The sequence below is a fragment of the Halomonas sp. KG2 genome (assembly GCA_030440445.1).
In the GTDB taxonomy this organism is placed as follows: Bacteria; Pseudomonadota; Gammaproteobacteria; order Pseudomonadales; family Halomonadaceae; genus Vreelandella.
The window spans coordinates 1,822,039-1,843,320 of sequence record CP098528.1 but is presented as its reverse complement, the minus strand read 5'-3'; the positions used below and the strand labels follow the sequence as shown (position 1 = coordinate 1,843,320).

General features: G+C 51.4%; 21 protein-coding genes and 1 pseudogene. 7 read left to right on the top strand and 15 right to left on the bottom strand.

Annotated features, from left to right (window positions below):
• The first annotated feature begins 111 nt into the window (after positions 1-111).
• Positions 112-705 carry a LysE family translocator gene (locus NDQ72_08555; GenBank protein WKD29976.1) on the top strand — a complete coding sequence of 198 codons (594 nt, stop codon included), beginning with the start codon at positions 112-114 and terminating at the stop codon, positions 703-705.
• Here NDQ72_08555 and NDQ72_08550 read toward each other — a convergent pair.
• Entirely contained in the window at positions 670-1,584 is a 915-nt protein-coding gene (locus NDQ72_08550) for an AraC family transcriptional regulator (protein WKD29975.1), read from the bottom strand. The two genes, NDQ72_08555 and NDQ72_08550, sit on opposite strands and share 36 nt — an antisense overlap.
• A 154-nt stretch (positions 1,585-1,738) precedes the next feature.
• On the opposite strand from NDQ72_08550, the gene NDQ72_08545 reads away from it, so the two are divergent.
• Both NDQ72_08545 and NDQ72_08540 read left to right on the top strand, forming a co-directional pair.
• The gene (locus NDQ72_08545) at positions 1,739-2,557 is read left to right on the top strand and encodes a DUF1206 domain-containing protein (protein ID WKD29974.1); all 819 of its coding nucleotides are present in this window, start codon (positions 1,739-1,741) and stop codon (positions 2,555-2,557) included.
• A 9-nt stretch (positions 2,558-2,566) separates the two neighbouring features.
• Entirely contained in the window at positions 2,567-3,172 is a 606-nt protein-coding gene (locus tag NDQ72_08540) for a VTT domain-containing protein (GenBank protein WKD29973.1), read from the top strand.
• A gap of 40 nt (positions 3,173-3,212) precedes the next feature.
• Here the strand turns inward: NDQ72_08540 and NDQ72_08535 are convergent, their stop codons facing one another.
• Entirely contained in the window at positions 3,213-3,698 is a 486-nt protein-coding gene (locus NDQ72_08535) for an Lrp/AsnC family transcriptional regulator (protein WKD29972.1), read from the bottom strand.
• Between the two features lie 142 nt (positions 3,699-3,840).
• Between NDQ72_08535 and NDQ72_08530 the strand changes: the two genes are divergently transcribed.
• Positions 3,841-4,452, top strand: coding sequence for a LysE family translocator (locus tag NDQ72_08530; GenBank protein WKD29971.1), 612 nt, complete (start codon positions 3,841-3,843; stop codon positions 4,450-4,452).
• A gap of 40 nt (positions 4,453-4,492) precedes the next feature.
• On the opposite strand, the gene NDQ72_08525 is transcribed toward NDQ72_08530, so the two are convergent.
• From NDQ72_08525 to NDQ72_08505, 5 genes are all read right to left on the bottom strand, one after another.
• The gene (locus NDQ72_08525; protein ID WKD30365.1) at positions 4,493-4,810 is read right to left on the bottom strand and encodes an antibiotic biosynthesis monooxygenase; all 318 of its coding nucleotides are present in this window, start codon (positions 4,808-4,810) and stop codon (positions 4,493-4,495) included.
• A gap of 117 nt (positions 4,811-4,927) precedes the next feature.
• Positions 4,928-5,335 carry a DUF4019 domain-containing protein gene (locus NDQ72_08520; protein WKD29970.1) on the bottom strand — a complete coding sequence of 136 codons (408 nt, stop codon included), beginning with the start codon at positions 5,333-5,335 and terminating at the stop codon, positions 4,928-4,930.
• A gap of 171 nt (positions 5,336-5,506) precedes the next feature.
• Complete coding sequence (locus NDQ72_08515; GenBank protein ID WKD29969.1) at positions 5,507-6,916, bottom strand: AbgT family transporter; 1,410 nt, start codon at positions 6,914-6,916, stop codon at positions 5,507-5,509.
• A gap of 71 nt (positions 6,917-6,987) precedes the next feature.
• Positions 6,988-8,241 carry an allantoate amidohydrolase gene (locus tag NDQ72_08510; GenBank protein WKD29968.1) on the bottom strand — a complete coding sequence of 418 codons (1,254 nt, stop codon included), beginning with the start codon at positions 8,239-8,241 and terminating at the stop codon, positions 6,988-6,990.
• Between the two features lie 214 nt (positions 8,242-8,455).
• The gene (locus NDQ72_08505) at positions 8,456-9,121 is read right to left on the bottom strand and encodes a DUF1028 domain-containing protein (GenBank protein ID WKD29967.1); all 666 of its coding nucleotides are present in this window, start codon (positions 9,119-9,121) and stop codon (positions 8,456-8,458) included.
• A 178-nt stretch (positions 9,122-9,299) separates the two neighbouring features.
• On the opposite strand from NDQ72_08505, the gene NDQ72_08500 reads away from it, so the two are divergent.
• Positions 9,300-10,157 carry a GntR family transcriptional regulator gene (locus tag NDQ72_08500; GenBank protein ID WKD29966.1) on the top strand — a complete coding sequence of 286 codons (858 nt, stop codon included), beginning with the start codon at positions 9,300-9,302 and terminating at the stop codon, positions 10,155-10,157.
• Between the two features lie 142 nt (positions 10,158-10,299).
• Positions 10,300-11,043: a class I SAM-dependent methyltransferase gene (locus NDQ72_08495; protein ID WKD30364.1), complete on the top strand. Its 744-nt coding sequence runs from the start codon at positions 10,300-10,302 to the stop codon at positions 11,041-11,043.
• A 79-nt stretch (positions 11,044-11,122) separates the two neighbouring features.
• Here the strand turns inward: NDQ72_08495 and NDQ72_08490 are convergent, their stop codons facing one another.
• Together NDQ72_08490 and NDQ72_08485 are read right to left on the bottom strand one after the other, a co-directional pair.
• Positions 11,123-11,608 (bottom strand): DUF1456 family protein, encoded by a 486-nt coding sequence (locus tag NDQ72_08490; GenBank protein ID WKD29965.1) that lies wholly within the window; start codon positions 11,606-11,608, stop codon positions 11,123-11,125.
• 10 nt (positions 11,609-11,618) lie between these two features.
• A pseudogene (locus NDQ72_08485) lies at positions 11,619-12,041 on the bottom strand (tetratricopeptide repeat protein).
• A 306-nt stretch (positions 12,042-12,347) separates the two neighbouring features.
• On the opposite strand from NDQ72_08485, the gene NDQ72_08480 reads away from it, so the two are divergent.
• Positions 12,348-12,944, top strand: coding sequence for a GNAT family N-acetyltransferase (locus tag NDQ72_08480; protein WKD29964.1), 597 nt, complete (start codon positions 12,348-12,350; stop codon positions 12,942-12,944).
• Between the two features lie 34 nt (positions 12,945-12,978).
• Here NDQ72_08480 and NDQ72_08475 read toward each other — a convergent pair whose 3' ends face one another.
• From NDQ72_08475 to NDQ72_08450, 6 genes are all read right to left on the bottom strand, one after another.
• Complete coding sequence (locus tag NDQ72_08475; protein ID WKD29963.1) at positions 12,979-14,079, bottom strand: alpha/beta hydrolase; 1,101 nt, start codon at positions 14,077-14,079, stop codon at positions 12,979-12,981.
• A complete protein-coding gene (locus NDQ72_08470; protein WKD29962.1) occupies positions 14,061-17,201 on the bottom strand; it encodes an efflux RND transporter permease subunit in 3,141 nt (1,046 codons plus the stop codon). Before NDQ72_08470 ends, NDQ72_08475 begins: the two co-directional genes overlap by 19 nt.
• On the bottom strand, positions 17,201-18,340 hold the full coding sequence (locus tag NDQ72_08465) for an efflux RND transporter periplasmic adaptor subunit (protein WKD29961.1): 1,140 nt from the start codon (positions 18,338-18,340) through the stop codon (positions 17,201-17,203). Before NDQ72_08465 ends, NDQ72_08470 begins: the two co-directional genes overlap by 1 nt.
• A complete protein-coding gene (locus NDQ72_08460) occupies positions 18,330-19,088 on the bottom strand; it encodes a MipA/OmpV family protein (GenBank protein ID WKD29960.1) in 759 nt (252 codons plus the stop codon). Before NDQ72_08460 ends, NDQ72_08465 begins: the two co-directional genes overlap by 11 nt.
• A gap of 122 nt (positions 19,089-19,210) precedes the next feature.
• Positions 19,211-20,530 (bottom strand): HAMP domain-containing histidine kinase, encoded by a 1,320-nt coding sequence (locus NDQ72_08455; protein WKD29959.1) that lies wholly within the window; start codon positions 20,528-20,530, stop codon positions 19,211-19,213.
• On the bottom strand, positions 20,530-21,201 hold the full coding sequence (locus NDQ72_08450; GenBank protein WKD29958.1) for a response regulator transcription factor: 672 nt from the start codon (positions 21,199-21,201) through the stop codon (positions 20,530-20,532). The genes NDQ72_08455 and NDQ72_08450 overlap by 1 nt, the downstream gene beginning before the upstream one ends.
• Positions 21,202-21,282 lie beyond the last annotated feature (81 nt).

Genomic DNA, 21,282 nt, shown 5'->3' with positions numbered 1-21,282 from the left:
CCGTGTCATCCGGCCTACCCGAATCTTGCGCAATATCGTGGCATCTCAATTTTGTTCAATACTCTTTTCTCGCGCTCTTGCAAGCTCTTGATTCTGTTTAGGAGGACAACAATGAGCGTTTCACTACTGTTACCGATGTCAGCATTTGCCCTTGCCGCGTCTATTTCCCCAGGTCCAGTCAACCTTGTTTGCCTGAGTAGCGGCACCCACTACCCTATTGCCAAAGGGCTTATTTTTGTCACGGGGGCGACCCTGGGGTTTCTAGTGCTTTTCCTGGCGATTGGCGCGGGGCTCTACTCACTGCTAAACGTAGTGCCACTACTAGAGGAAATACTACGCTGGGCGGGGCTACTCTTCTTACTTTACTTAAGCTACCAGCTTTGCCAACATGATGGCGCTGTTCGTGGCCAGAGTACAGATAAGCCACCGGGCTTTATGACTGGCGCGATGATGCAGTGGTTGAACCCTAAGGCGTGGCTGGCGTCTGCCGCCGGCATTGGGGCTTACACTAGCAGTAATGACCCCTACCAGTTATGGCTGTTCGCTGCTCTCTACCTACCCATTTGTTGGTTGTCATTGGCCAGCTGGGTTTATGCAGGTGCTTTTCTTAGACGTTATATTCACCGTCCGTTCATTCTGCTTACCATTAACCGCACGCTGGCTGCTGGCCTAGCTGCCAGCGCTATTTTCCTGCTGTTTGAGTAGCGGATAGCGATACTGGTTGGGTGTTGCCGCCACTAACCGCTTAAATGTTCTCTGGAAGTGGGGTTGGTCGTTAAAGCCAGCTAATAAAGCCGCATTAACGATCGACTCCCCCTGCCTAAGCGCCCGCTGGCCAAGCTGAACACGGCGATTAATCAGATAAGCATGGGGAGTAAGCCCATAGTGCTGCTTAAACGCACGGATAAGATGGCCAGCGCTATAGCCGGTTAACTGACATAGCGTTTCCAATGACACATCAAATGCCGCATTCACGTCACAATAGGCAGCCGCAGCCTGCAAACCATCCGGCGGCTGCGGTCTTGAGACGGTTGTCTCGTGTGCTAATGCCAGCATCAATGCGGTAAGAAACCCAGTAACTGACGCGTGCTTCATAGAGAGAGTGCATTGCTTATCCAATAAACAAGCCGCCATTTCACAATAGTGAGCATACAGCGCTGGCTGTGAGACCACCGCCGTATCGATATCACTCCAGACCGGGGAACCAAGCGTGCCTATTTGATAGCGTAAATCCGCTAGCCATTGTGCATCCACATAGAGCATCAAATATGCCCAAGGTTCGTTCTCGATGGGGTTGCAGGCATGCACCCAATCGGGGTTCATCATAACCAAGTCACCGGCACTAATGGGGTAAGTCGATTCCCGATAGAAAAACGTACTGCTGCCTGACGTAATAGCCCCTACCGACCAGTGAACATGGCTATGAGGGGCGTAGCACACTTGTCTCGCATCACTGATTTTACGCAGTTCGACATAAGGCAGACGTGAGTCGCGCCAAAAAACAGGCGGCGACCCAGCACGCGGAGACACAGCCTGTAGAGACTTAGCATGTAAAGACTCAGCACTTGGAGACTTATAACTCATCTTCTGCTCGCATCATCAAAAATAGCGAATTGCCTGATAACTTGACCTACGCTAGACAATAGCACAGCACGCGCACAGTATGGGCCGCCAGACAAGCTCTATATAAGCAAGATTGCGTAGGAATTCGCAATGCCATAAACGTCAGGAGGACACCATGGCCAATCGAATGAATAACCCAGATCATCGTGATGCGATCATCCTTTTCGCCCGAATGGGCTACGCTTCTCGCGGCATCGTTTATGTATTAGTGGGAGGCCTAGCCACCCTGGCAGCCTTTGGACAAGGCGGCCAAACGGAAGGCAGCCGCGGTGCTCTAGAAAGAGTGCTAACGGCCCCCTTTGGTAAAATCATGCTAGGTCTTATTGCTGTCGGTTTGGTCGGCTACGCTCTGTGGCGCACGATCCAAGCTGTCAAAGACACCGACCATCATGGTAATGGTGCTAAAGGCTTAACTATTCGCGCGGGTTTATTAGCGAGTGCCATTACGCATATTCTTCTGGCATTTTTTGCCGCAACGCTCATCTTCCAATTTGCAGGCTCTTCTGGGGATTCCAGAGGCGGCTCGCAAGGCGTAGCAGATTGGCTGATGCAGCAGCCATTCGGGCGATGGTTAGTTGGCGGGGTTGGTTTAATTTTGATGGGGGTTGGTATTGCCCATGCAATCAAAGGCTACAAAGCAAAATTCGATAAACACTTTGCGATGCCACCACAAACTCAACAATGGGCCTACCCCATCTGTCGATTCGGCTTAGTGATTCGCGGTCTCGTCTTCGTGATCGTGGGCAGCTTTTTTATCATCGCAGCCTACCAAATTAACCCTAATCAAGCAGGTGGTATGGGGGAAGTATTCAGCACGCTGCGCAGCCAACCTTTCGGTCAGTGGTTGCTTGCCTTTGTCGCACTTGGGCTCTTTGCGTTTGGTCTCTACAGCCTTTTAGCGGCCGTCTATCGTCGCATTAATACTGAAATGTAGAGACATAAGATGCTTTCAACAACACGGACTAAACAGTGGTTTGAGCGTATTAATAGCTCGAAAAACATGCTGTGGCTACTCGGCACCCTGTCTTTTTTAGAAACCATTATTTTGCCAATTCCCATAGAGCTGGTGTTAATCCCGCTCATGGCGATTAACAAGCAGCGTATTTGGGCAATCGCCATCGCGACAACTCTCGGCTGCCTGATAGCTTCGATTGTGGGCTACGCCGTTGGCATGGTGCTTTATCAATCCATAGGTACGTGGTTTATCGAATTTATGGGTATTGAACAAAGCTATCAATCTTTCCAAACCTTCTTTGAGCAGTATGGTTTTGCCGCAATTTTAGCCATAGGCATACTGCCGATCCCGTTTCAGGTGGCGATGATTACCGCCGGGCTTTCCGGCTATCCGATTATGTTATTTGTGCTGGCTGCCCTGATAGCCCGTGGGCTTCGCTATTTCGGCCTTGCTTGGCTGGTACACCGCTTTGGCAACCGCGTAGAACTTATGTGGAAGCGTCACGCGCTTAAAACCAGCCTAGCGCTAGGCATGGTGGTTCTGGTGGTGGTCGTCGGATTGCAGTCGCTAGCTGGGTTAGTAATATCGCGTTAATCGCTAAACCGAAGGCCTTCTTCATCTCTCAACTGCCCGACTAGGCCTTATTGCTATTATCCAGTGGTAATGTGCCGTACTCTTTCACCGGCTGAATAGCAAAGTTGCTGCGAATATCGCTCACTCCTGGTAAGCGCAGCAACGTCCCCGTTAAAAACGCCTCGTAAGCTGCCAAGCTAGGCACTACCACCTGTAGCAGAAAATCCGATTCACCAGACACCAAATGCGCAGTGACTACTTCCGGCAGTTTAACCACTGCTTCTCGGAAAGCATTGGCTTGCTCTTCGTGATGTCGCTCTACCTTAATGCCCACAAACACCGTTAACTCCAGCCCGACGCTTCGACGATCAAGCTCCGCGTGGTAGCCACGAATAATGCCGCTTGCTTCCAAGCGTCGCACCCGGCGTAAACAGGGGGACGGCGACAAATTTACTTTCTCAGCGAGCTCAACATTGGTTAAGCGAGCATCCCCCTGCAGCAACGCAAGAATGCGTCGGTCGGTAGCATCCAACTGACCATTTGGCATAAGCAAACACTTCCCCACTCTTAGTTGGCACAAAATACCAATAATTGATGTTTCATGAGCGTAAATGGCAAGAAATCACTCATCACTTTAACGGTACCATGCCCTTTGTGAAGTCACTACGTGCAATCTTGAGGGAGCGGCCATGGAAATCGGTCTTTTTATTAGCGCATTAGCCATTGTTTACCTGATTCCGGGCTCGGATATGCTGTTGGTGCTGCATACCAGTAGTACGCTGGGCCGCGGGCATGGGCTAGCCACCGCGCTAGGGTTAGCCATCGCCCGAGGACTGCATGTGGCGTTAGCCGGTTTGGGCCTGGCCGCCCTATTTGTCGCCGCTCCGTGGCTTTTTGATGCTGTTCGTTATCTCGGTGCTGCCTACTTGATTTGGGTGGGTGTACAGCTGATTCGTAGCAAACGGAGCACTGATACTAACCAGCCGCAAGCATCGCTCACCGGTAGCTATTACTTAGCCTGGAGACGGGGTCTGTTAACGAACCTGCTGAACCCAAAATCGCTGCTGTTTTGTTCGGTGTTATTACCCCAGTTCGTCCACACCCAACAGGGTGACGTTGCGCTCCAGTTTACGCTATTGGGGGCTGTGCTAGTGGGCGTCGGGCTTCTCTACGATGCGCTATATGCCTGCTTGGGAGCGCAGATGCAACGCTGGTTTGAAAGTCATCAAACAAGGCAAACACTACAACGTTGGGTATTTGGAACGCTAATTATTGGCTTTGCCCTGAAGTTAGCCTCTTAAATTTAAGCAGCAAAAAGCCTACCTAGGCTGCGTTGATAGTTTAAATACCATAATCTCGCTCGACTTTGGCAATGCGCGTCTTAAAATGCCGGTACCACTGCTGATGGCCTAGACGCTGGGCTTCCAGATGCTCAGCGTGGGCCTTCCACGCTTTGATTGAGGCCAAATCAGCCCAGTATGACACCGTCACCCCAACTTCATTTCGGGCAGACTCTACCCCCAAGAATCCCGGCTGCTGTGCTGCAAGTTCAACCATTCTGGCCGCCATTGCGTCATAGCCGTTATCGATCTCGGTGCGTTGCGAGGTAAAAATAACCGCGTAGTAAGGCGGCTCGGGGGTGTTAGCAATAGTAGGTATAAAATCGCTATTTTGATACGTGCTGGGTGGGGCATCAGTCATTTACACATACCTATTACAAAGAGCTATTATAAAGCGCTATTATAAAGCGCTATTACAAAGAGCTATTTTAAAGAACTATTGCACATAATAACCACTGACTCGCCACTCACCATTTTCAAGATGAGGTGTTACGGTCTCTACTCCTCTCGCCTTATTTTCAAATCGAGTATGGAAGATAAAAACCATATAGTCGCCATCTGGCGCACCCGGCATAGATCGATAGTGAGAGGCTTGTACTTGTCGGCGTGATTCTACCGGCCCAAACTCATTACGTGCTAACTCAATAATGCGTCTAAGCATGCTAGGCGATAGCGGCGTTTTTAGTAGCGGCGATGAGCTCTCCCAGGCTTGTTCAACCTCACCATTATCAATTGACTCTAACCAAGCGAGCGCCGCTGATTCAGCCGTATTAGCAAACGCCTGAGCATAGGTGACTAGGCTAAGCAGGATCGCAGCGAGAAGGAAAGCAGGTGATTTGGGCATGGCAGACTCTGTGACGGCTTGGTGGCTTTTACCTGTTAAGTGATTATCGGACAATGACTGAATTTCTTTAGCACCGAACCACATAACAGCAAAACGAAGGGGGAAAATCCTTCTGGATTCTCCCCCAGTCACTACTGCGTCGACCGTCAGTTAGCCGCCTAACGACAGTACTTAATAACCCACGTAATAGCCTAATACCAGCGCTGCCCAGCACATAACGTAAACCAGCACTAACAAAGGAGTAATAACACGCAGCCACTGTGCATAAGAGACCCTACCTAGCGCCAGCATGGCAAGGGTGCCACCAGACGTTGGAACAATCAGGTTAGTCAAACCATCTCCCACCTGGAAGGACGTGATCATTAATTGACGGCTCATGCCAATTAAGTCTGCTAAGGGGATCAAAATCGGCATGGTAACCAGTGCTTGGCCCGATCCGCCCGGAATAAACAGGTTGATCACGCCTTGAATCACACTTGAAGCAACAGCCGCCACGGCGGTAGGCATATCACCCACCAGAGAGCTAAGCGAGTTAACAATCGTATCGATAATCTGGGCATCTTTAAGGATGACCTGAATAGAGGCTGCAACGCCAATCACTAAGGCACCAGCGGTTACCGATGAGGCGCCTTCCATCATCTGTCTTACCAGTGCATTAGCACCCAGGCCGTTAGCGAGTCCAATAACAATCGCCATCAGCAAGAACATGGCGGCAATCTCATTGATGTACCAACCGCGGGTAAACACACCGATTAGCATGATAATCAGACCAGCAATAAAAATAGCTAATGTAATGATGTTCTGGCGGGTCAACGTATAGTCTTCGAGACGCTTGGTTAGTTCGGCCGGGTTGTCATCGTGGTAGTCCATTTTGACAACGTAACGACAGATAAAAAGCGTCAAGGTAGCCAGACACGCAACCACCATCAACGTGCGTAACCACCAGCCTGAAAACGTAGGTAATTCACCAATACCCTGCGCAACGCCAACGGTGTATGGATTGATCGGCGACAAAGCGAAGCCAATGCCGATACCACCCACGGCCATCACAACACCGACTAAACGAGAGCAGCCAATGGCAGAAGCTATCAGTACACCAATGGGTACGAGCGCAATATTATTTTCGAAACCAACCGCAACGCCAAAGAAGCCATAGATAAAGGTACCAGCAGCAATAATTAGGTTGCGGCTTTTAATGCTATTTTCAGCACCGACGCGATGAACGGCGACACCAATGGCGTTTTCCAGCGCACCTGTCTTCTGCAGAATATGAAATAGGCCGCCAGCAATAAACACGATAAACAGATATTGCGACGCATTAATCAGACCTTGCGGTATGGCGACGAAAATCTTGAAAAAATGCAGATTCGCAACATCTGACAAGTACATGAAAGATTCAGGAATAACTGTCGTACGACCATCGACAGTCTGACGTTCAAACTCGCCTGCGGGCACAATAAACGTCATTAGGTAGGCGGCGACCAAAATGAAGAAAATCAACACCATCGGGTCCGGTATTTGTTTGTACCACTTACCTGATGCAGGGGCTTTTGTGTCTGAGACTTGCTGTTGTTGGCTCATAATCAACCCTTATGATTTTTGTGGCTTTATGTTGAGCTAGTTGGACAAACGTCGCGATACAAGACTGCCAGCTATTGCTGTTGGGCGAGTCGCTGGCAGGTGTTTAAGAGAACCTCAATGGCAACGCCGAGATCCTCAGGCTTGATAGCTTCGCTGGGGTGGTGGCTAATACCGCCGCGACAACGCACAAACAGCATGCCGATGTCACACAGGTCGGCCATGGCTAACCCATCATGGCCAGCACCACTGAACAATACCCGTGGCTCAATTCGCGCATCCTTGAGCGCACTGCGCATGGTGTCGATAAGGTGCGGAGCACATTGAACCGCAGGTTGTTCATAGGTGTGACGATGCTCCACGCCAAGATTCAAGGCCTTAAGAGACGCGTCAATTTGGCTTAACAGCTGAGTTCTTGCTTGGCGGCGAAGTGCATCATCCGGCGAGCGCAATTCAATGCTCAAGGTGGTGGTCTGAGGGATAACATTGACGCCGTTAGGTGCGTTCTCAATCTTACCCACGACACCGACGAGTTCATCGGTGCTTTTGCATAACGTATCGACCAGTTGAATAACATGGGCAGCCCCCACCAGTGCATCTTGGCGCATGTGCATAGGCACAGTTCCGGCGTGACCTGCCATGCCCTTGATCGTTATCTCGTGGCGCTCGATCCCAGTAATTGCACTTACCACCCCTACCGGTACATCAGCCTGTTCAAGCTGAGGCCCCTGCTCGATATGCGTTTCGATAAAAGCAATCACGTCTTCCGGTAGATAGCGATCTGCATCGATTCGTTGAGTGTCACAACCAAAGTCAGCCAGCGCCTGCCCAAGCGTTATGTCCTGACTATCGCGGGCTTTAAGCATCTCTGGTTTAAAGGTGCCTGCCAGCACTTTAGAGCCAAGCAAAGTAGAACTGAAGCGTGTCCCCTCTTCGTCGCTAAACGCCACCACATCAATGTGAAAGGGCATTTCGATCGCGTTTTCATACAAGTAGCTAACCAAGGCAAGCGGCAAAATAACGCCCATCATGCCATCGTACTTGCCTCCATTAGGAACTGTGTCCTGATGCGAGCCGAGCAACAGCGTACGGGCATCGGTTTGTGGACTGGCATAACGGCCGATCAGATTCGCGGCGTTATCCATGCGCACAGACATACCCAGGCTTTTCATCCACGTTGCAAGTTCATCGAGCACAGCGCGGTGTTCGGGGGTGGCGCAGCGGCGGGTAACGCCATCGCGTTCAACATTGTCGGTTTCACTGAACTTAGCGGCATCTTCGAGCCACTTCCACGCCTGTTCTCCGGCCTGGGTTAAAGAAAACGTCATGGTTGCCTCAAAAGGTGGTTGTTTGGCTAGCTGCTCAGCACGGCTATTTATCATGATAAATAGCCTATGAGAGCGTCAAACATGCTGTCAAACCCTTAAAGAGATGGACGAGCAAGCATTCCAACTGGGCAAACAAAAAACTCAGTTAGAATAAAAGGTTAAAATGTTAGAGGTTCTCGACTTTAAGACTTATGTCTAAATCACGTGGTAATGATTAATAACGATGCGGATTGTCAGCGGTGGGCAGACGAGCAAGAAATGACTGAAAATCACCATCCTGCTCGATACGTAAATGGAGTTCGCTCAGTGCCGTAATCGCGTTGGGGGCATAATCGATACGCAAGTCGTAGGGCAAGCCGCCTGGGGCGCGTACTTTTAGAGCCGCTGAGAGCGTGCCACGATGATCCCCGCCCTGCTGCTGAGCAGCACTCAGTGCGGCTATCAAAGCGCTGGCCATGTCTTTACGCCGACGAGTGTCAAGATAGGCCGCCTCCATGGCGGGAATAACCTCTCGACTGGCCAGCATATTGCCTGCAATCAACAGACCATCGCTGATGCGCATCTCAGCAACCGGGACGTTTTCATCGCCTGTCCAGCCTGCGGCAACACCGTGCCGATCCATTAATGCCACCTGTCGCCACGCAGCGCCTTTGTCCTGCTGTTGCAGGCTGCTGATAATATCCGCCACCTTTTCGCCGTTGGCTAAGCGATACAGCCCTTGCTCTGCACTGAATACATTGGTGCTAAAGCCCTGGGTAATAGCGGCACCAATACCCGGTAGCAAATGGGGAACAAAACCGCCCAGTGCGGGGCCGCCCGTGGCACATGCGATACCGAAAGTGTCAGATTGTTTATCCAGTGCGATCAAACTGTAGGTCATGGTGGGTTACTCAATTAGCAAATTTAAGAAGCCTAAAATTTATCATTATAAATTATTCTCGCTTCTCTTCTAGCGGCTTAACGCAGCTCTACATGAGGCGACATTTGCTAGACATCACGCCACTTCAAGGGGATGATTCTCACTAAAACAGCCTCTTTCAATGTTAGCTGAGACAACCATGAAGCAAGCACGCCAACCTGCTAAACCTAAGCGTACCGACGTAATCAGTGAGGCGATAAAGGAATACATTGCGCAACATCAATTAAAGCCCGGCGATCGACTTCCGCAGGAACAAGAACTGATCCAGGCGCTAGATGCATCCAAAGGCACGGTACGTGAAGCTCTCAAGGGGCTTGAAGCCCAGGGGCTGGTTCAAACGCGAACAGGCCCAGGTGGCGGTGCCTTTATCAGCGAAGTCAGTGATGATCGAGCGATGACCTTGTTGGGTAACTATTTTTTCTTTCACTCACCCACCATTCACGACATCTATGAAGCGCGTAAAGCGCTCTGGCCAGCCCTGGTAAAGAGTCTTGAAGGTGTGCTCGACACGGATGCCTTTGATCGACTGGCGTCAGTAATGACCTTTTATGACCACCCGCCAGCATCGCTAGAAGAAGAGCGCGAGCAGCGATTGAAGGAGTTAGAGTTTCATTTAGTCCTGATTGATTATTGCCCTAACCCTCTGTTGGCTTTGATGTGCCGATTTCCAGTGCGTTTGCTGATGAATATGACCGTCTGTCAGCGAATCTACGCACAGCCCAACCCTGAGTTACGCCGCCAAGGCTATGATTATCAACGTCAATTATTAGAGGCGTTGCGCAAAGGAGACATTGAGCGCGGCTGCAAGATTGTCAGCGAACATATGCAGATGGCACAAACACTTATGGAAGCCAGAGAAGCAATGCTGGAAAAAACCTTCTTTAAAGCTGGCAATGACGGCGAGATCGATAGCAATCGTGACTATCTAGCGCTAACAGGGTACACGCAAGCTAAGCAATTAGCTGAGCAAAATGGCGGCAGCAACCCAATAAAATAAATACAATTTACCTACGACATCTCCCGCTTTATGAAAAAAAGCGGGTCTGACCTTGCCCTCGCTTCTAAAACCTTGCGCGCTCGTTTACTATGCGCCACCCCAATATTTTAGCGCCCACCATTAGGCTACTATGTCCGCCAATCTGTCCGCCAACGCACTCTATACCGACCTATCTGGTTACTACGATTTGATGTGCGTCGATATCGACTACCAAGCGCAAAGCAACGCCATTCGTCGACTCCATCAGATTTTCGGCAACGGCGGGCATACGCACCTTGATTTAGCCTGTGGCACGGGCCCTCATGTCCGCCATTTTATTGATTTTGGTTATCTCAGCAGTGGTCTTGATATTAACCAACCCATGCTGGATATCGCCGCCAAGCGTTGCCCAGAAGCGCTTTTTTCGCAGCAAGATATGAGTGCATTCGAAGCCAGCGAACCCCTCGATTTGATCACCTGCTTTTTGTACTCGATCCACTACAACGATGGGATTGAAAAGCTAAAAGGGTGTATTTCCAGCGCCCATCGCGCATTAACACAGGGCGGCGTTTTCTATTTTAACGTGGTGGATAAAAACAAAATCAATAACGACTTATGCGTTAAACACAGTGCCAGACAAGATGACAATGTCTTCACGTTCCGCTCGGGTTGGCACTACGGCGGGCACGGCGAAAAGCAATCGCTTAGGCTGAGTATTGAAAAAACCAACGCAGGCGCCACGCAAGTCTGGAACGACGAACATCCGATGGTAGCGGTCAGCTTTACGGAATTAACCGCCCTACTGACGCCTTATTTTGAGGTGCATGTATTTGAGCACAACTACCAGACCATTACCCCTTGGGATAACCTTTCAGGCAATGCGATTTTCGTCTGCGTGAAGCATTAGCATCGGTAAAGCAGAGAGGCTGACAAGGTTGCCCCTCTTGCTTTTACCTCACAGCAGATAGCGCGCAGAAACCCAGGGGTTAAGGTGTTGCGTCTGAATCGTTCGAGCCAGGCCGTAGCTGGCGTTGAATACCGAGTAAGAAATTACGCAGCATTTGATCTTTACACTCACGGTAATTTTTATGGCTTGGCTTACGGAAAAAGGCGCTGAGTTCATGGTGGCTCAGCGGTAAGCCCACCTGTTCAAACACTGCCAAGATATCGTCTGCTTTTAAATTCAGTGCAATGCGCAGCTTCTGGAACACCATATTATTGTTGAGTTGTGCTTCAGGCACCGGCTGCGGGCCTTCACGCTTGCCACGTTTAAAGCTGATAAAGCCATTCAGAAACGCCGCCAACTCTCTATTTTTCATCGTGACAAAAGCATCATCTTCGTCTTTTTTCAGCCAAGCCGTCACCTGCGCTTGACTCACACTGACGTCAGCCAGTGAGAAGATATCCACGATGGTGCCGTCTTTTAAATCAAAGGTGTAGCGGATGCGGCGAAAAATATCATTATTCGTCAAAATAGGCTTCCTAGTGGGTCGTTAGCGTTTCAAGCAGCTGATCGATTTCCGCTTTCAGCTCGTCATCTTCAATGCCATCGGCGCTGGCTTTGGCATGTTGCAATCTTTCGATGGCGTCATCCGTTTGACCTAACTGTACTTGCAACGTCGCCATGGAAAAACCGATAGAGGCCATATGGTCTTTCGAGTTCTTAGCAATGGCTTTCTCAAGCGCCTTTTGGTAAATCGGCAGTGCATCCTCTAACTCTTCGGTAAAGTCAGCCAAGGTTTCCCACTGCTCTGGGTGATCTTTATCGGTGTTTTCGTTGTCGGTGCAAATCGCCTGCAACTCGGCATAGAGCGGCTCAAATGCTTATCTGTCATCTTTAGCCGCGGCTTTCATTAGCCGTTCAGCTAGTTCATAAACCGCTTTATATATTTTGGTGTTAATCATTACCAACCACCTTCCTTTCATTAAAACAAACAACAAAATCAACCAACAAGCCGACTTATCTAGATATTTTCGATAAAAACTTTAAAAGTCAGCCCGACAGATAAAAGTCACGATAGCGGTATTCCACCATAATCACGCTATTATAGCCTTTGATAGCGCATCATCGGGTGATCATTTTACAGCTTTCGATATCAGCAAGGTGGCTTTTCACTTCCTTGTGACGTTTTCCGAGAGGTACACCCCCCTAGTTGCTATCTACTGCGGATCTTCACTCGACAACAGCTCTTTCAACCCAGGATTTCGCCAATGAACTTTCTGATACAGAAAGGCTTTAGTCTTGAGAAAGCAGGACCTGTCGCGAGGCTTTACGAGGAAGCGTTCGGCGCTAAATTTACTAGCGCAATACCTGACAAGGCACAACGCATCAAGTTGCTCTCCCACTGTTTTGTCCCTGAGTTCTCTTTTACTGCCATCTGTGAAGATGAGGTCATTGGGCTAGCAGGGTTTCAGCAGCCGAATGGTTCGCTAACGGGCGGCATCGGTATGAAACAGCTGATAGACGAACTTGGCTTAACAAAAGGGCTTTGGGCATGCTTGGTGTTCAGCCTGTTCGAGCGCCAGCCAAAATCTCAAGAACTGGTCATGGATGGGATTGCTGTCGATAGCCGGTTCCGAGGGCAAGGCATAGGCTCCAGACTCCTGGATAGCATTATTGCACACGCGATGGATAACGGTTTCAAGACGGTTCGCTTAGACGTAATCGATAGCAACCCAAGAGCAAAAAAACTGTACGAATCCAAGGGGTTTGTGGCCGCAAAACACGACGACTTTCCCTACTTGAAATGGCTAGTCGGCTTTAGCGGGTCAACCACCATGGTGTTAAAAATCGCAGATTTAGCCTAGCCAGCGATTTACGATACCCTTCGGCTGCATTCGGCTAGCTACCTTCGGATGTGGGCTGGGCGTCCGCCTTGGGGAATCTATCCAGCCAGTTGGCTAGGCAGTCGAGCACACCGTCGGCGAAAATAGCGTCACCAAGAAACCAGATTTTGGACAGCTTCAGCCAAGCATCCATGCCTTGATGGTCAGGTTTCACCTGATCTGACTTCATCAGGCTATGGTCAGCGTCGTCGACGCGGCGAACTTCGAAGAACGGCGTGGCTGAACGCTCAAGCAGTTGACGATAGGTAGTCGCGCTGGAAATCGGATCGACATAGGCATCATGCGAGCCAAAGAGCGCCAACATAGGCACGTTGATAGCCTGCAGGTCGCTACGCACATCGGCTTGCCAGTTGCGTTTCGCGAAGCCCCAGAAAGCTTCACTCATTGGCTTAACGTCTACCTCACCTTCGATATGCTCCAAATAGGTTGCATAAGGTGCATTGCGCTGTATTAATGCGTTGACCTGGTCAGCGGCATACTCTTCCGCCTTGATCTCCTGTTCCGTCAGGCCTTTTGCGATCATGCGTTGACGTCCAGAATAACGCGATTGATCCATCCAATTGACCGCGCCCGACACCGAGATCAGGAAGGTAATATCATCGCGCAAGTTAGCGACCTTGGGCAGCACCCAGCCCGCCTGACTAAAACCAATCAAGCCAGTTTGCCTCTCCCCCAGGCCAACGTGTGTATGCAGAAATTCAATAGCCGCAGCAACTTCATCGGCCCGATCTGCCATTGACTGCAGTCGCCAATCGCCTTCGGACTCACCCACCCCGGGTTTGTCCCAGGACAGCGAGCACCATCCTTGCTCCGCAAACAGACGCCAAAGAGGTTCGTAGTAGCCATAAGCATCGCGCGGCATATCGCCGGAGCCGTGAACAAAAACTACGCATGAATCAGGCATAGCCGTCGAGCTTGGCAGTACCAATACGCCTTTCAGGGTATGACCAGCGTGAACGAAACTGATCTCCCTACGCACCAAGGGATCATCATCAGCGATAATAAAAATCGCGCCTAAGCCCAGGCATAACAGCAGCAAGACAACAGCAATACGCCTAGCACTTGTGCTCTTAGCACTTACTGAGAAGAGTGGCATTGGGGGTCCTTGGGCGGTTTGTTTGACGGAGCGACCTGGAGGATTCGTTTCAGATCCTGGGTAATAGCCATTAGCACAGGTACCAGGAATAGCATTAGAACGGTGGAGAATAGCTCGCCAAAGGCTAGCGAGGCCGCAGCAGGCTTCAGGTATTGGGCCTGTTCAGAGGTTTCTGAGAGCAGCGGTAGCAACCCAATCACCGTGGTGGTTGTGGTGAGAAAAATCGCCCGAAACCGGCTCGTGGCCGCAGCCTGAATAGCGTCATAGGGAGCCATGCCGTCGGCCACAAGCTCGTTGTGGCGGCTCAGCATCACCAGACTATCGTTCACGACCACGCCGGCCAGGGCTAACATGCCGAACATCGATAGCAACGACAGGGCTAGGTCGAGATACAGGTGGCCGAGAATGGCGCCAACAAAACCGAACGGGATAATTGCCAGGATAATAAAGGGTTGCCAGTAGGATTTTAGCGGCACCGCCATGAGCACATAGATCAGTACCATAGCGATTAATAGCGCTTTCTTTAGACCACCCTGCAGTTCACCCATTTCTTCCAGCTCGCCTCCAGGACGAACCGCCAAGTCCGGGTACTGCTGCTGGAGCTGTGGCACAAGTTGGCTCAACACGGCCCGTGCCACCTCCTCAGGGGCAACCACGTTACGATCAATGGTTGCCGAGACCAGATTGACCCAGTTGTTGTTTTCCCTGTACAGCGCCTTGGGCTTGAGAACCCGCTCAACGTCGGCAATGTCAGCGAGCAAAAACCACTGGCCCTGGTGGTTGCGGACGTGGGATTGCAATAGGTCATCCATTGTATTGCGTTGCTCAATAACATATTGCACCAGGACCGTTAGCTCAGTGTTATCACGCTGAACTTTCTGCACCTCAGCGCCGCCGAAAGCAGACCCCACCTGCATCGCGAGGGTCTGTTGATCAAATCCCAGGCTCTCGGCGGTGGGTTTAAGCGTGACCATAAGTTCGCTCTGTGCCCCAGCCATCGAGTCACGAGGGTTATGCACCCCATCAATACTACCCAGGTAATCCTTGAGCACGTCGCCAGCCGCAACCAACGTCGCTTGGTCGCCACTGGTCAATTTAATCTGAAAACCGCCACCCACCTCTTCAGAGCCCGTAAAGTGTAATTCAAGGCTTCCTTCAAGCAGGCCAACCTGCTGGCGCCAGCGTTGAATAACGTCTTGGACATCGATGCCTGGACGCTCTGCCACCGGCGTTAGCTCCGCATAAATACTGGCGGATTCAGCACTGCTAATCGCTTCAAAGATAGTTCGCACAGGGAGTTGATCCAGACCATATTGCTGTTGCAATAGCGCATTGACAGCGTCCCCCTCGCGGCGGATACGCTCAACATTGGCGCGGGTCAGCTCAAACGGCGCCCCAGGGTCCATCTCCAGCGTTATGCTGACAACCTGGCCGGGCACCTCTGGGAAGAACACGCTTTTCACCAACCCTTTCATGGTTAGTCCCAAGACGAATATCGCGACGCTGATAAAAAGGATAAGCACGGCATAGCGGTGACGGACAGTCAACCTGAGCAGGGGCACGTAGCAGCGGTCGCGCAGGAAAAACAACACAGTTTGGGCGCTCAGTTGCACCGACTGCCAGAGACGAGCAATTATCCACCGAGGGGGCTTGCCAATATCAATGCTGGCAAGATGGACAGGTAAAATGAACTTACTTTCCAACAGTGAAAACAGCAGCGCGAGAATGACCACCCCCGAAAAGCTCGCTAGCACTTTACCTAAGGGATTATCGAGGATCAGCAGCGGGAAAAAAGCGGCAATGGTGGTCAGCACACCGAAAACGGTGGCCACCGAAACCCTGGCCACTCCAGCCTCAGTGGCGGCGATGGGATTATGATTGAGACGGCGCTGCTCGAACACGCTTTCCCCGACGACCACAGCGTCATCAACCAGGATACCCAACGCCAGAATGAAACCGAACGTGGTGATATCATTCAGCGAGTAATCCACCCAACCAGTGCCGGACACGGCGATAGCGCCCAATACCGACACGGGAATCCCCATCGCCACCCAAAAAGCGAGTTTCACATCAAGAAACAGGGCTAGGATTAGCACAACCAGCACTAAACCTTGCAGACCATTTTTGGTTAGCAGGGCCAGACGGTCGGCGATGTAGTCAGCGCTATCGCCCCAGGCGACCACCTCAACTCCCTGGGGCAATTGGCGGCGAAAGTCACGCAGCACATCATGAGTAACGTCGGAAATACGCAGCAGATTTTCACGCTGACCCACTAATATTTCCATGCCCGAAGTGGGCTGACCATTAAACCGAAACCGATAGTCACCCTCGACTGTTGTATCCTGGATAGCGGCGATGTCCCGTAGCAATACTTGATCGCCGTTATGCTCCTTGACGATGGAAATGGTCCCGAATTCGGGCGCATACTCAGACTCACCATCGGTTCTGATATAGATTCGACCCGCGCTAGTTCTCAGGGAACCAGCCTGAAATTCCAGCGAACTGGCACGAATACGTTCCATCACATCGGGCACGGTCAGGTTTAGCTGGCGTAACTTCCGGCTGTCGACTTCAATGCGCAGCTCCTGTTTATGCAGTCCCCAGACATTCAATCTGGATAGTTCAGGCTGGGCCAGGAGCGCCCGCCTTAACCGCTTGGCAAGCTCATGTAGGGTAGCCTGCTCAGCATCACCGTAAACGTTGATATAGAGCGCCGGATAGTCAAAGGCGCTGGCGTCGATTTGCGGCCTTTCGGCCCTGGCGGGTAACTCGATCCCGCTATCCATTCGCAACCGCACCTTATCCAGCAGCCTATCAAGGCTTTGCCCACTGGCTCGTCTAAGCGTAATTGTAGAAAGGCCATCGCTGGAGACCGCTGAAAGGCTGCGAACCCCTTCCAAGCCCTCTAAAGCCGTTTCAATTTTCTGGCTGACCAGGGCATCGACCTTGTTGGGAGGTGCGCCTGGAAACACGGTAGTAATAGTAATGCTATCCGGCTCGACGCGGGGAAAGCCCTCTATACGCATGTTGTTCAGTGTGACTAGGCCCACTATCAGGATAAAGGCCATCAGTAGATTAGCGGCAACCGGATTACGGATAAACCAAGCGGTCAGTACGTGCATCACCAAGCCTCACCGATGGTTGTCCGTACACGCTGCCCCGGTAGATAGGAGGACAGCGGGACAGCAACGATTTGCCATTGATCGTTATCGGTCGGCGCTCTTACCAGCACGCGGTCATCGCGGTGGGACAACACATCGACTACGCTGCGAGCTAAGGTACTGCTGCCCTCTTCAACCCACCAGATCGAGCCATCGACCGTCAGTGCCGATGCAGGGATGCTGAGGGTATTTTCCTCTATGCGGCCTTGAAAGCTAGCTTTAACGAAGTCGCCTGCCAGAACAGCAGTCTCGGCACTTTGGAGATCGAGATGCACAATATAGTGGCGTGTTGTAGCATCAAGATAGCCACCGCCCTCACGTATGTCTGCCTCGCCAATGGGCTGGCCCAGGTCGTTGTAGAGCACTACTTTTTGTCCCTGGATTGGATGATTAAGCCGTTGCCAGTCGCTCTTGCTGATACTGGCTGCCAGCTCATAGTGAGCATCACCTATCAGCCGAGCGACCGGATCCCCTGCCATTAGCATTTGCCCCGGGCTGACATAGCGCTCGACAATAAAGCCGCTATAGGGCGCTCTTATCACCGTTTGGTCGAGTTCCCGCTGCGCCATATCAACACGGGCTCTGGCAGCTTCAACCGCAGCATCGGCAATATGGCGTTGAGGAAGGTGCAGAGCCAAATCATTGGGCGGTTGTTCTCTGGCACTTGCAAACTGCCGCCTGGCCACCTGGGTAGCGTATCCCGCCCGCTCCTGCTCCAGCTCCGCCTCACGGAACAAGCGCTCGGCATCAGCCCGTTCTGCCTGATAGCGGGTATCGTCAATGACCACCAGTGGCTCTCCCTCACTAACGCGACTGCCAGCCAAGGCGCGGTCATGCACCCTAACAACAGCACCACTGACTTGCGCTTTCAGTTCGACTGCCCAACGTGACGTCACCTCGGCATAGGCTTCAACCTGCACAGGCTGCTCACCACGGCTGACTTGCTCTACGCTGACGAGGGGCGGAAGCGGTGCCTGGTTGCGTTGCTCAACCTCGCTAGGGCTCTCAACTTCAGCAAGCAGCCCAGTGACGGCTAACAGGATGCCAATTGCCAGAAGCAAGGCCAGAACGCGGCTGTTGAGCAGCCTTCTAAAATGCATAGAGATAGCCTGCGCTGATAGACCACAGATGATCATTATCGACGATAGGACTATCGTGAACCTCGTCGGAAAAACGGCGCTGGCTGAAGTCAATCAACAGCCGGTGCGATTCGCCAAACGAACGGGATAGGCTAATACCGGCCTGATATTGATAGGCACCTTCAGGACGGTATGCAGGACGCCCTACCTTCACATCATCGGCATCGACTCCAACGTAGTAGCGTGCTACCTGACTGCCCGCGTAGGTCAGTGAAACATGCGGCTCAATACGCCATTGCTGAAACTCAAGGGGATAACCGTAGCCAATTACGGCCGAGCCTCCATTATGGTTGCCGGAGATATCCTGCCGGTAGCCTAATGTCAGGTAACCCAGTGAACCAAACCAGTCGACACTCACTGCGGCAGTGTAGATGTCGTCGAGTTTCTTCATATCCTTGAGCTCAGGACTGTTACCCCGCTCAACATCGCCGAAGGCGTCATAACTAATCGCCGCGGACAAGGCCCAATTGTCTCCTCCCGCTAGATAGCTACCCAGTGAATAGTCACGAAAGAACCAGTTGTCCGACTCCCACTCGATATAGGGCAGCAGATCTGCATTGTCCTTACCGCCTACGTAAAGGGACGGTTCCGTGTAGGCAATAAGCCCGATAGCAAAGGTGTCGGCGCTTTCTTGCTCCTGGCTGAAGGACCAGGGTGAATAGGTGGCCAGAATGGCCGTCGCCAGGGGAATGAGAGAACGAATCTTCATTGGGTTGACTCCGTTTTGAATCAGTAACTCAAGGTGAAGTGAGAGGCTGATGTTTGCGGAGTCGATTGTCAGACAGAGGGTATTAAGCGGGTCTTAAGATAGTTAGGTGGTAATGGCGATAATTACCAGCGTAGGGTTACGCAAGCCCTCGGGTAGTCAAGGACGAACTCAAACTGCCAATCAAGCCGGTTGGCTATACGCTCAACCAACTGCAGGCCTAATCCGAAGCTGACCGTTTCAGATTTGCCAGCGGCATCTACGGGGTTTGAAATAACCAACGAGTTATCTGTAATCGCTAGGGTAATCGTCCCACTACTGGTGTGCTGGAAAGCATTACGGATCAAGTTGGCTAGTACAATGCGAAACAGATCATGTTCAATGTTGATACTGCTGACCTGATCGTTAAGCGACACCTGAATATTTTTATTCTCAACCAAGTACTGCATATCCACCAACAGTTCGCTACACAATGCGCCTGGCCAGACGATGGACTTTCCAATAGGTCTGGAGGATGGGCGTGCCAGCCACAAAAGGGCTTCCGACAACAAAATCATATTGGCGCAGGCGCGACTAGCCCGCAACAGAGAAGGGAAATTAGGATCCTCAGGGGCAGTTCTCACTCCTAACGTATCCAGGGAGGCCTGAATAATCGCGAGGGGGGTTCTCAACTCGTGGCTAGCATGGCGCAAAAACTGCTGCTCACGTTCGTTGTATTCTCTTACCTGTTGTAGTGTCGACAGCAGTTGATTGGCAATTTGGTTGAGCTCACTGATTGAGAACTGAACATCAATCTCACTGCCGGGATGCTGCTTGACCCGGCTTGACCACTCCACGAGTAGCGATAGAGGCTTCACGGCGCTCTTAAATAGCCAGGAGATAACCAAAAATAGCACCAGACTAAATACTCCAGTCACTAGGCTAGCCTCGATCAATGCCTGCTTGAAAATAGCTTCGGCCAAGGCATCAATCTTGTCGGCCTCTTCAAACTCCAACAGGTAAAGGCCACCGGCCTGCTGTTCTTGAGACTGTTCTTGGGAACGCTCTTGAGACTGCTCTTGAGACCGCCCTTGTGACTGAACCTGCGAATAGAGCAAATAACCGTATTCACGAATACCCTGCTCATTAACCCGCTCTATTTCCAGCGGCTCCAGGGGTTGAGTTTTACTGCTAGAAAATAGCTGTCGAATCTCTAGGGGAATATCATCCCACTCCCGGTAGGCACTCACGTCACCCCGCTGCGGCAGTACATAGTCGGGGTTGTTATTGGCCGCCTGCTGCAGCTTAATCGCATCAAGATGCATATAATACTTAGCCGCCTGACCCACCTGATAAAAGCTGAAAATAGTGACCAGCGCAATCTGCCCAATAAAGATGGCAATGGCCAAATACAGCAAGTGCTGTCGAGACTGGGCGGCTAAACCACGAACCGGATTGGAAGACATCAGCGCGTCTCCACAAACAGCGACAACCCAACCCCGACATGGGTATGAATGAGAAGCTGTTCAAAAGGTTTATCAACCACTTTACGCAGTTGGTGTAAGTGCACGTTGACGGTTCCCTCCTCCACCTCCTCGCCTGGCCAGACATGCTCCACAATTTCGTTTCTCGAAACCACAGCGGGCGATCGACGGGCAAGCAATAACAGAATTTTCCAGCTGGTCGGCGTCAGCTTCAGCGCCTGCTCAGCACGAATGGCCCGGTGCTCTTTTGGGTAGATCCTGAGATCAGCAATCCGTATACATTCACGCTCGGGGTGACGACGGCGGTACAGCGCATTCAGTCGGGCCAAGAGTAGCGGCATCGTGCAAGGCTTGATGACATAGTCATCGACACCGGCATTAAACCCCTCCATTTGATCGCCTTCCATATCGCAAGCGGTCAGCATCAGTATCGGCGTATCAACACCATTAGCCCTCAATTGCCGACAAACATCGATGCCCTGCACCTTCGGCAGCATGTTATCCAGGATTAAACTGTCATAAGGCTGCTGGGACGCCAGGGTGATACCGCTGGCCCCAGTATAGGCAAAGTCGCATTCGACACGGTGCAATTCCAGGTACTCGGAAATAGCCAGTGCCAAGTCCCGGTCATCTTCAATGATTAATATTTTCATGGCGGCCGACTACGGAAAAAGAATAGTTAGCTTAAATGGAGATGCCTTAATATTACATTAAGCCTGCCGTTTTTTAGGCGT